This window comes from Streptomyces oryzae (assembly GCF_017676365.1).
Taxonomy (GTDB): Bacteria; Actinomycetota; Actinomycetes; order Streptomycetales; family Streptomycetaceae; genus Streptomyces; species Streptomyces oryzae.
In genome coordinates this window covers 1-10641 of sequence record NZ_JADKMA010000233.1, presented here as the reverse complement: position 1 = coordinate 10641, position 10641 = coordinate 1, and the positions used below count along the sequence as shown (strand labels likewise).

The following is a 10641-nucleotide window of genomic DNA, read 5'->3' as shown; positions in this document are numbered from 1 at the left end:
CCCCTCGCACCCCGGCGAGCCCCCAACCGGTGCCCGCGCCGTAGCCGCCAGGAGCGCCCCCTGCGGCGCAGTCCCTCACATGGTGAGCGCGCGGACAGCGCCGCGCCGCCCCCGCACGCCCCCTCGCTCACACGCACCCCCTCCCGCACACTGGTGATCGGAGCACCGGATGAAGGAGGGGGTCCATGCGTCCGTGGCCGGCGTCCCGCTGGGTTCGCGTGGCGCTGCCACCGGCGGCAGGCGCCCTGCCCGTACTGGCGTTCCCCGCGCCGTCGCTGTGGTGGCTGGCGTATGTCGCGCTGGTGCCGTGGCTGCTGTTGCTGCGCTCCGCGCCCTCGGGCCGCGCCGCCGCCTTCGCCGGCTGGCTGGGCGGTACGGGGTTCATGCTGGCGATGCACCACTGGCTGATGCCGAGCCTGCATGTGTTCATCCTTCTCCTCGCCGCGCTGCTGGGGCTGTTGTGGCTGCCGTGGGGCTGGCTGGTGCACCGGCTGCTGGCCGGCACTCCGGGCGGCGGCCGGCTCGCGGCGGCCGTGGTGCTGGTGCCATCGGGCTGGCTGCTGGCGGAGTTGGTCAGGTCGTGGGAGTACCTGGGCGGCCCGTGGGGGCTGTTGGGAGCGAGCCAGTGGGAGGTGCGGCCCGCGCTGCGGCTGGCCTCGGTGGGCGGCGTATGGCTGGTGAGCTTCGTGGTGGTCGCGGTGAACACCGTGCTGGCCGCGCTGCTGGCGGCACCCCGCGCGCGGGTGGCCGCCGTCGTGGCGCTGGTGTCCCTCGCCGTGGTCACCAGCGCGGTGTGGCTGTGGGCACCGCGGCCCCAGCCGGCGGGCAACACCCGGATCGCCGTCGTACAGATCGGGGAGACCCACTCGCGGCAGGAGCGGTTCGAGCGCGGCGAGGAGCTCACCCGGCAGCTGGCACACCGCCATCCCGACCTGGTGGTCTGGGGCGAGAGCAGCGTCGGCTACGACCTGGGCAGCCACCCCGCGCTGGTGCGCAGGCTGGCGGCGCTCTCCCGGCAGACGGGTGCCGACTTGCTGGTGAACGTCGACTCGCGGCGCGGCGACCGGCCGGGCATCTACAAGAGCTCCGTCCTCGTCGACGAGCACGGGCTGGCCGGGCAGCGCTACGACAAGATGCGGCTGGTGCCCTTCGGCGAGTACATCCCGGCCAGGTCGCTGCTCGGCTGGGCCACCTCGGTGGGCCGGGCGGCGGGCGAGGACCGCAAGCGCGGCCAGGAAGCGGTGGTGATGCGGTCGGACGGGCTGCGGTTCGGCCCGCTGATCTGCTTCGAGACGGCGTTCCCCGACATGAGCAGAGAGCTGGTGGCCAAGGGAGCGCGTGTGGTGGTGGCCCAGTCCTCGACCTCCACCTTCCAGCACAGCTGGGCACCGGAGCAGCACGCTTCGCTGGCGGCGCTGCGGGCCGCCGAGTCGGGGCGGCCGATGGTGCACGCGACGCTCACGGGCGTGAGCGCCTTCTACGGGCCCGCGGGCGGCCGGATCGGGGCCCCGATGGGCACCGACACCAGCGCCGCGCAGCTCACCGAGGTGCCGCTGGCCACGGGGACGACGCTGTACGTGCGTTTCGGTGACTGGACGCTGTGGCTGGCGCTGAGCGCGCTGGCAGCGTATGGAGCGGTGGAGGGCGTGCGGACGGCGCGGGGGCGCGGAGCCCGGGAGCGTACGGAGTTCAGTGCGCCTGTTCCGGTACGTCATTGACCACGCGCTCGCACAGTTCGTGGGTGCGCAGGGCGTCCCGGGCGCTGAGCGTCCGCCCTTCCCGTACGGCGTCGAGGAAGGCCAGCACGCACTGTTCGATGCCCCGCTGGCGGGCGACGGGCACCCAGTCGCCGCGGCGCCGGACGCTGGGCTGGCCCTTATGGTCCACGATCTGAGCCAGATCGCGCACCTCGCGCTTGGTGTCCTGCCCCGAGACCTCCAGGATCTCCTCGGCCGAGCCGGAGAGCCGGTTCATCACACCGAGCGCGGTGAAGCCCTCACCCGCGAGTTGGAGCACCACGTGGTGCAGCAGCCCGTCGCGGACGCCGGCCCGCACATCGATGTGGTCCGCCTCGCCGGGGGCGAGGAAGCGCAGGGTGTCCACGACGTGGATGAAGTCGTCCAGCACCATCCTGCGCGGCTCCTCGGGCAGGCCCACCCGGTGCTTCTGGAGGAGGATCAGATCGCGCGGGTGCTCCAGGCACTGGGCGTATCCGGGCGCGTACCGCCGGTTGAAACCGACCGCGAGGCTGGTGCTCCGCCGCTCGGCCAGCTCCACCAGGCCGCGCGAGACGGCGAGTTCGTAGGCGAGCGGCTTGTCGACGAAGGTGGGGACGCCGGCCTCCAGCAGCCGGTGCACCAGCTCCGGGTGGGCGCTGGTGGCGGCGTGCACGAACGCGGCGTCGGGGCGCGCGGCGAGCAGCCCGTCGAGACCGGTGTGCCGGTGCGCTCCGGGGACCCGGTAGGCGTCCCCCACGGCTGCCAGTGTGGCCGGGTTTCGGGTGACCAGGTGCGGCTCCAGCCCCGGCTGGGCCATGAGCACCGGCAGATATGCCTTCTTGGCGATGTCGCCGAGGCCGATCACACCGATCCGCACGGGCGCTCCCTCACTGTCGAACAGGTGACTGTGTCTGCGCAGCATACGTGCGCTCTGGCGGACGCCAGTCGGCGATCCCCGCAAGAGCACGCAGCGCCGCTGAGGGCGCGATCCTGCCGACGACGGCGATCCCGGCGTTGCGCAGCGCGCAGGCGGGGGCGGCGCGCAGCATCGAGGTGCGGCTCGCGCGCGCCGAACGCCGTACGACCGCGGCCGTGCGGGGCAGCCGCTGCCGCGTGTAGTGCGCCAGCGCGCCGGTGACCTCGCCCGCCGGGTCGGCGAGTTGGGCCAGCACGACGGCGTCCTCGACGGCCTGGTTGCCGCCCTGGCCGAGGCCGGGGGCCATGGCGTGCGCCGCGTCGCCGAGCAGCGCGACCCGCCCGGCGTGGTGCGCGGGCAGCGGGTCCGTCATGTGGTGGACGTCGTTGCGCAGCACGTCCTCTTCGGGCACGGCTTCGATGAGCTGCGGCAGTGGCCGGTGCCAGTCGCCGTACAGCCGCAGCAGCGCCGCACGTTCGCCCTGGGGGGCCTGCTCACCGGCCGGAACCTCCGCTGCCGCGTAGGCGTAGATCCTGCCGTCCGGAAGCGTGTTGGTGCCCCACATCCGGCCCCGGCCCCAGGTCTCGTGGGGCGCGACGCCACCGGCGGGCGGCTCGGTGAGGAAGCGCCAGGTGGTGAAGCCCGCGTAGCGGGGCCCGGGGTGCTGGGGGAAGAGGGCGCGCCGGGTGGGCGAGTGGATGCCGTCGGCGGCGACCACGAGGTCGGCGGTGCGGGTGTCGCCCTCCTCGGTGGTGACCGTGGCGGACCGGTCCGGGGCGCCCGGATCGGTGACGGTTGCGGCTGTGCCGGTGCGCAGTTCGACGGTGCCGGGCAGCCGGGAGCGCAGCAGTTCGACGAGGGCGGCGCGGGGAAGCAGGACGACGGAGTCGCCGTAGCGTGCGGCGGCCCTGTCCCCCGTCGTCCGGGCCAGCCAGCGGCCGGAGGGCGAGCGCAGGCCTCCCTCCTCGCCGCGCCAGGTACGCAGCTCGCGTACGGGGTCGCCGAGCCCGAGCACGTCCAGGGCCCGCAGGCCGTTGGGGGCGATGCCGATGCCCGCGCCGACGGGTTCGAGCTTGCGGGCACGCTCCAGAACGGTGACGGACCAGCCCCGGGCGGCGAGCGCGGCGGCGGCCGTCAGCCCGCCGATCCCGGCGCCGATGACGAGAGCGCGTGAGGTGTGTGAGGGGCGCACGGAGCCTCCTGAGAAGCGAGGACTACAGATGTAGTGGACGCCGCCGAGACTACTACAGGCGTAGTGACCCCGGTAGATTGCCGCCATGACCCCACGTGATGCCGCCATCCCCCGCGCCACGCTGATCGCCGACACCGCCATCCGGCTGCTGGCGGAACGCGGGCTCCGGGGCCTGACCCACCGCGCCGTGGACGAGGCGGCCGGGCTGCCGCCGGGCTCCACCTCCAACCACGCACGGACCCGTGCGGCACTGCTGCAGGCGGCCGTGCGACGGCTGACCGAGCTGGAAGGCGCGGTCCTGACCAGCGAGGAGATGGCGGCCTCGGCGCGTGAGCCGAGCGGTCCCGCACAGCTGGCCGCCCTCATCGCGACCGCGCTGCACCGTCATCTGACCCGGCACCGAGCCCTGCTGGTGGCCCGGTACGAGCTGGCGCTGGAGGCCACCCGGCGCCCGGAGCTGCGGGAGCACTACGACAGAACCGGGATGAGTGACTTCGCCGAGCCGCTGCGGGCGATGCTCGGGGCCGCGGGCTCCAGCGCGCCGGAGCGGCACACGCTCTCGCTGCTGTCCTGGTGCGATGGCATCCTCTTCACCTGCACGGCAGGCAGCTTCAACGCCGCGGTCCCCACTGAGGAGGAGCTGCGGGTCAGCCTGCGGGAGATTCTGAGCGGGATGCTGGAATCCCGTGCCTGACGCGGCACTGCGGCCCCGCTCCGATCCCGGCGCTGCCGTTGTGCCGTTGTGCCGTTGTGCCGTTGTGCCGTTGTGCCGTGAGGCAACTGCTGGAACAGTGGCTGGACTTCCAGCGCGCCACGCCGGCCGCGAAGTGCGCGGGGCTCACCGACGAACAGCTGCGGACCGCCTCGCCCCCGCCGTCCGAGCTGACCCTGTTGGAGCTGCTGCGCCATATGACCGACGCACGGCACAACGGCCACGCCGATCTGCTGCGGGAGCGCATCGACGGGGAGACGGGCTTCCGAGCGCTCCCTGATCACCCCTGGGGGTACTTCCGCACCGGGGCCGAGGTGGGAAGAGTTGCCGGAGTGTCACGTATGACGAAAGCCATGGCCGTAGCAGGAGTGGCGCTCTCGGCCACGACCGGCTGCATCACCGTCACCGGCAGCCACTCGCCCGGCGACAGGCCCGCACCCCAGCACTCCCCCGTCCCCGGCCGCGGCGCGGCCCCGCCCCACCTGGTGCGGCCCTCGGCGAAGGAGGGGCTGTCGCGACTTCCGCGCCCGGGGAACGGCTCCGGCCGGGACGACGCGGCGGACCAGCGGCGGCGCGGTGGGGCCGACGGTGCTCGCGAGAGCGGCACAGCGAAGGACGCGACGGCGCGCTCGGGGCAACAGAGCGCTCCCCGTCCCGCCCCGCTGCCCGGCTCCCAGGTGCGGGGCCCGGCAGTCGGGGGCGACAGCGCGGGCCGGGGGCGGGCGAAGGGCGCCCGCCCCGGGGATGTCCCGGGCGCACCCGGGCAGCGCGGGCGCGGGCATGCTCCCGGGCGGTCCGGCGGCGCCGGGGCCGGGATGTGTGAGCTGGGTGAGGCGTATGGCCGCTGGGACCCGGACAGTCCGCAGGCCCGCATCTGCCGTGACACTTACGGGAGGTGATCCCGCTGCTGGTGTTCCGGTGAGGGGGTGGCACTGGCTGTGGTGTGCGGGCTGCGGGAGTGTCTTGGTGGTGGGTGCACCCCTGCTCGAAGAGCTTGGGGGAGCAGTCCCCCGCGCCCCTTCGGAGCGCGGGGAGCTACGGCAAGTGGTCCGTGCCGCCGGGTGAGGCGGCGCCGTTGGCGATGCGCTTCTCCAGGCGCTCGATGGCGGCGCGGATGCCCTCCCCGTACGCGTCCGCCGGCAGCGCGTCCAGCTTGCCGCGTGCTCGTTCCAGCTCGAGCCGGGCGGCCTGCTCGTCGCCGAGTTTGACGTGGTCGGCGGCGAGGTTGAGATACAGGGAGGGGTAGAGGGAGCGGACCGCGAGCTGGTGCTCGCCCCAGCTGACCCGGTCGCGCTCCAGGGCGTCCGCTGCGGCGAGGGCGCGCAGGTCCCAGGCGAGCTCGTCGGCCGGATCGTCCTGGGTGTCCGCCATGTAGTGCGCGATCGTGCAGCGGTAGAAGAGGTCGGCGTCCGTGTCCGTCTCCGTCCACAGCGCGGCGAAGCGGTTCCGGGCCTCCTCCCGGTCACCACCGCGGTGCAGCATGATCGCCTGGCCGATTCTGACCATCGTCGCGTCCTGGTCGCCCTGGTGGGCGTCCTGCTGGGGCTCCGCCACGAGGGGCTCCTCCCGTTGGCCGTGTGCTGGGTCTACGACGCTAACGGCCGCCTCTGACAAAGGCGCTCACCTCGGGAGGAGCCCCGCGTGGCTCGGCCCGGCCGGGTGGCCCGGCCGGAGGGGAGGCTCAGCCCAGGTCGGGGATGCGCCAGTCGACGGGGGTGTGCCCCTGGGCGACGATGGCCTCGTTGATCTGGGTGAAGGGCCGGGAGCCGAAGAACCGCTTCGCCGACAGCGGCGAGGGGTGGGCGCCCTGCACCACGGCGTGCCGCTCGGTGTCGATGAGCGGCAGCTTCTTCTTCGCGTAATTGCCCCACAGCACGAACACCGCCGGGTCGGGGCGGTCGGCCACGGCGCGGATCACCGCGTCGGTGAACTTCTCCCAGCCCTTGCCCTTGTGCGAGTTGGCCTCGCCCTCGCGCACCGTCAGCACCGCGTTCAGCAGCAGCACGCCCTGCTCGGCCCAGGGCATCAGATAGCCGTTGTCCGGAACGGGATGGCCCAGCTCGTCGCGCATCTCCTTGTAGATGTTGCGCAGCGAGGGCGGCGTCTTGACGCCCGGACGGACCGAGAAGCACAGCCCGTGCCCCTGCCCCGGGCCGTGGTACGGGTCCTGGCCCAGGATGAGCACCTTCACCTGCTCGTACGGGGTCGCGTCGAGGGCGGCGAACACCTCCTCACGGGGCGGGTAGACGGGCCCGCGCTCCCGCTCCTCCTCGACGAACTCCGCCAGTTCCTTGAAGTAGGGCTTCTCGGTCTCCTCCCCCAGGACGCCCTGCCAGGACTGGGGCAGCATCTCTTTCACGCGCTGTTACCTCCGCTGCGGTGTGCTCTTCCGGGTGACGACCACTGCCATGGTGGTGATCACTGCCGGGCGGTGATCACTGATCGACCCAGAAGGTACCGCCCCGCACTGACAGTCCCGCAGGCCGCTACCTGCTGACTACCAGCTCGACTTCTTGTACAGCTCCCACACGCGCAGAATGACCGAGGCGTCCACCGCCCACTCGACGCCCGCGATGTCCTTCTCGGCGGCGATGTAGACCTTGCCCTGCCACAGCGGCAGCAGCTGTGCGTCGTCGGCCATCACCTGCTGCGCCTTCGCGAACGACTGTCCGGCCGCTCCGCGGTCGCTCTGCCGCCGCGAGTACGGCAGCAGCTCCTCGGTCAGCTTCCGGTCCCGGTAGGGGGTGCCCACCGCGTTCTTCTCGCCGGCGAAGGGCGTGATGTAGTTGTCCGCGTCGGGGAAGTCCGCTGACCAGCCGCGGCCGAAGACGGGGTACTTCCCCTTGAGGTAGCCCTTCTGGAACGAGTCCCAGGGGTGCGACTTGAGGGTGATGTCGAACAGGCCGGAGTCCTCCAGCTGCCGCTTGAGTTCGGCGAACTCGTGGCTGGTGGCGTCGCCGTAGCGGCCTGTCGCGTACCAGAGGGTCAGGTGCACCTTGTCGGTGATGCCCGCGTCCCGGAGCGTCTTGCGGGCCCGCTTGGGGTCCGGCTCCCCGTACCGCTCGAGGTAGGCGTTGGTGTGCCCTGTGATACCCGCAGGGACCATGGAGTAGAGGGCGTCGGCTGTCCGGTCGTAGACCTCGCGCACCAGCTTCTTACGGTCGACCAGCTGCGCGACGGCCCGCCGCACGGCGGGGTTGCCGGCCTGCTTGTCCTTCGGGTTGAAGACCAGGAAGTGCACCTCGGAGCCGGTCATCTCGCTCAGGTCGATGGAGGTGTCGCCCGTTGTGGCGGCGTCCTGGAACTCCAGGACCTGCTCCGGGGTCAGTCCGCGGTAGGTGAGGTCTATTCGGCCGGCCTTGAGGTCGCTGACCATCGTGGTGGACCGCTTGTAGTAGCGGATGGTGACTGCGTCGTTCCGGACCTTCGCGGTGCCCTTGTAGTCCGGGTTCTTGACGAGCTCGGCCTTCTTGCCCGGCTCGTAGTCCTTGAGCACGTAGGGCCCCGAGCCGGTCGCCAGCTTGCCGGGGCGCACGGTGGAGCTCGGGTACTCGTCGGGGTCGACCAGTGAGGTGGCGGGGGTGGAGATGATGAACGGGAAGGTGGCGTCCGACTTCTTCAGCCGGAAGATCACCGTGCGGCTGCCCTTGGTGTCGACCTGCTGGAGGTTGCTGAGCAGCGCCGCAGGGCCGGCCGGGGCGTCGACGGAGGTGATGCGGTCGAAGGAGTGCTTGACCGCCTCCGCGTCCACGGGCCGGCCGCTGGAGAACTGCAGCCCCTCGCGCAGCTTGCAGCGGTAGACCCGGCTGGCGGAGTCGGTGAAGCCGCATGCCTTGGCGGCCTCCGGCTCAGGTGTGGTGCCGGAGTTCGGGATCGCCATGAGGGTCTGGAAGATGTTCCGGTACAGCTCCCATGAACCGTCCCAGGCCGCAGCCGGGTCGAGGGCGCTGGGAGCGCTTGTGGTACCGACCACGATCTTGTGCTCCGCACCCCCGTTACCGGCTGAGAGCGAACTGCACCCGGCTATGAGAACGAGGGGAAGAAGGGTAGCTGCGGCTCTCTGCAGCCGCTTCCGGTCGAACACGTGCGCGCTCCTCAGTCGGCGGTGCCTGTACTGCTGGTGCGGTGCCCTGGGGGTGCGCCCTTGGTCTGGGGGCGACGCCCAACTGCGGGAAAACGCTTGGACATTACCCCAGCCGGAGGCCACGACGGAGCGGAACCGGACGCCCGGCTGCCGGAACTGGTGGTCCGACAGCCGGACATACGGGCAATAGGCCGTGCAGTGCCCGGAAACGCACCACCCGCGCGGCGGCCGCGCGGGTGGATCCGATTCGGTTGTTCGACGCTCACGGTCCCGGTTGTTCGATGCGGGCGCTTCGGCTGCCCGATGCGGGCGGTCCGGTGATCCGACGCCCGCAGGTCCGGCTATTCGACGCCGGCGTTGAGGAAGAGACCACCGTCGAGAGTCAGTGTCTGACCGGTGATCCAGGCCGCTTCGTCGGAGGTCAGGAACCTGGTGGCGCCCGCCACGTCCTCCGGTGCGCCGAGCCTGCCCATCGGATAGCGGGCGGCGGCCTCCGCTTCACGCCCCTCGTAGAGCGCTGCGGCGAACTTCGTCTTGACCACGGCCGGAGCCACCGAGTTGACCCGTACCTTCGGCGCGAACTCGTGCGCGAGCTGCTGGGTCAGATTGATCATCGCCGCCTTGCTCATGCCGTACGCGCCGATGAACGGTGAGGCCGACAGGCCCGCGATGGAGGCGACGTTGACGATCGTGCCGCCGTTGTCCTGCTGCCAGGCGGCCCAGGTGCGCTGCGCGAAGCCGAGTGCCGAGATCACGTTCGTCTCGAACACCTTGCGTGCGACGGCCAGGTCCAGCTCCGCCATGGGACCGAACACCGGGTTGGTGCCGGCGTTGTTGACCAGGTGGTCGATGCGCCCGTACGCCTCCATCACCCGCTCGACGACGGCCGCCTGGTGGTCGAGGTCGTGCGCCTTGCCCGCGACGCCCATCGCCCGCTCGGAGCCGAGCCGTTCGACGGCCTCTTTGAGCGCTTCCTCGTTCCGTCCGGTGATGCACACCCGGTCGCCGCGCGCCACCAGCGCCTCGGCGATGCCATAGCCGATGCCGCGGCTGCCGCCCGTGACGAGCGCGACCTTCCCGGTGTCGCGCCCGGCGCCGTCCACTGTCTGCTCTGTCATCCGTTCCGCCTCCTCGCCGGCCGTCAGTTGAGGGGTCCGCCGGCGACGTACAGCACCTGGCCCGAGACGAAGCCGGCCTTCTCGTCGGCGAAGAAGGCGACGGCGTTGGCGATGTCGGCGGGCTCGCCCACGCGCTGTACGGGGATCTGGCCGGCCGCCGCGGCCTTGAAGTCCTCGAAGCCCATGCCCACGCGCTCGGCGGTGGCGGCGGTCATGTCGGTGGCGATGAAGCCGGGAGCCACCGCGTTGGCCGTGATGCCGAACTTGCCCAGCTCCTTGGCGAGGGTCTTGGTGAAGCCCTGCATACCGGCCTTGGCCGCCGCGTAGTTGACCTGGCCGCGGTTGCCGAGCGCTGAGGACGAGGAGAGGTTGACGATACGGCCGAAGCCGGCGTCCACCATGTACTTCTGGCAGGCGCGGGACATCAGGAACGCGCCCCGCAGGTGCACGTTCATGACCGTGTCCCAGTCGCTGTCGCTCATTTTGAACAGCAGGTTGTCGCGCAGCACCCCAGCGTTGTTCACCAGCACCACGGGCGCCCCGAGCTCTTCGGCGACCCGGCCGACAGCGGTCTCGACCTGCGCGGAATCGGAGACGTCGCAGCCGACGGCGAGCGCCTTCCCGCCCTGCCCGGTGATCTCCTCGACCGTCTGCGCGCAGGCGGCCTCGTCGATGTCGAGAACGGCGACGGCGTATCCCTCGGCCGCCAGACGGACGGCCGTGGCCGCGCCGATCCCTCGGGCTGCGCCCGTCACGATCGCGACTCGCTGCTCGGTGCTGGACATGCTGGTCTCTCCTCGGCCTGAGATGGGTGAGCAACCGCTTAGTACCTTTGGCACGTGACGCTATGGGGCGGGCGATGCGGTGTCAACGCCCGCCCCCGAGGGCAGAGACCGGGGGC

At 71.8% G+C, this 10641-nt stretch carries 10 protein-coding genes; 3 read left to right on the top strand and 7 right to left on the bottom strand.

What is annotated here, in order from left to right:
* The first annotated feature begins 185 nt into the window (after nt 1-185).
* The gene (gene lnt, locus ITI46_RS30485) at nt 186-1718 is read left to right on the top strand and encodes an apolipoprotein N-acyltransferase (protein WP_209243161.1); all 1533 of its coding nucleotides are present in this window, start codon (nt 186-188) and stop codon (nt 1716-1718) included.
* Here lnt and ITI46_RS30480 read toward each other — a convergent pair.
* Both ITI46_RS30480 and ITI46_RS30475 read right to left on the bottom strand, forming a co-directional pair.
* The gene (locus tag ITI46_RS30480) at nt 1690-2595 is read right to left on the bottom strand and encodes a Gfo/Idh/MocA family protein (protein ID WP_209243160.1); all 906 of its coding nucleotides are present in this window, start codon (nt 2593-2595) and stop codon (nt 1690-1692) included. The two genes, lnt and ITI46_RS30480, sit on opposite strands and share 29 nt — an antisense overlap.
* A gap of 10 nt (nt 2596-2605) precedes the next feature.
* Nucleotides 2606-3826 carry an FAD-dependent monooxygenase gene (locus tag ITI46_RS30475; protein ID WP_307808389.1) on the bottom strand — a complete coding sequence of 407 codons (1221 nt, stop codon included), beginning with the start codon at nt 3824-3826 and terminating at the stop codon, nt 2606-2608.
* An 85-nt stretch (nt 3827-3911) separates the two neighbouring features.
* Here ITI46_RS30475 and ITI46_RS30470 point away from each other — a divergent pair, with 85 nt between their 5' ends.
* Nucleotides 3912-4520: a TetR/AcrR family transcriptional regulator gene (locus tag ITI46_RS30470; RefSeq protein ID WP_209243158.1), complete on the top strand. Its 609-nt coding sequence runs from the start codon at nt 3912-3914 to the stop codon at nt 4518-4520.
* A 77-nt stretch (nt 4521-4597) separates the two neighbouring features.
* Nucleotides 4598-5437, top strand: coding sequence for a mycothiol transferase (locus ITI46_RS36265; RefSeq protein ID WP_307808388.1), 840 nt, complete (start codon nt 4598-4600; stop codon nt 5435-5437).
* Between the two features lie 136 nt (nt 5438-5573).
* Here the strand turns inward: ITI46_RS36265 and ITI46_RS30460 are convergent, their stop codons facing one another.
* The 5 genes from ITI46_RS30460 to fabG form a co-directional block, all read right to left on the bottom strand.
* Nucleotides 5574-6092, bottom strand: a complete 519-nt coding sequence (locus ITI46_RS30460) for a hypothetical protein (protein ID WP_209243157.1) — start codon at nt 6090-6092, stop codon at nt 5574-5576.
* 127 nt (nt 6093-6219) lie between these two features.
* Entirely contained in the window at nt 6220-6888 is a 669-nt protein-coding gene (locus ITI46_RS30455) for a uracil-DNA glycosylase (RefSeq protein ID WP_209243162.1), read from the bottom strand.
* Nucleotides 6889-7035: 147 nt separating this feature from the next.
* The gene (locus ITI46_RS30450) at nt 7036-8622 is read right to left on the bottom strand and encodes an ABC transporter substrate-binding protein (RefSeq protein ID WP_209243156.1); all 1587 of its coding nucleotides are present in this window, start codon (nt 8620-8622) and stop codon (nt 7036-7038) included.
* A gap of 341 nt (nt 8623-8963) precedes the next feature.
* On the bottom strand, nt 8964-9740 hold the full coding sequence (locus tag ITI46_RS30445) for an SDR family oxidoreductase (RefSeq protein WP_209243155.1): 777 nt from the start codon (nt 9738-9740) through the stop codon (nt 8964-8966).
* Between the two features lie 23 nt (nt 9741-9763).
* Complete coding sequence (gene fabG, locus ITI46_RS30440; protein WP_209243154.1) at nt 9764-10525, bottom strand: 3-oxoacyl-ACP reductase FabG; 762 nt, start codon at nt 10523-10525, stop codon at nt 9764-9766.
* Nucleotides 10526-10641 lie beyond the last annotated feature (116 nt).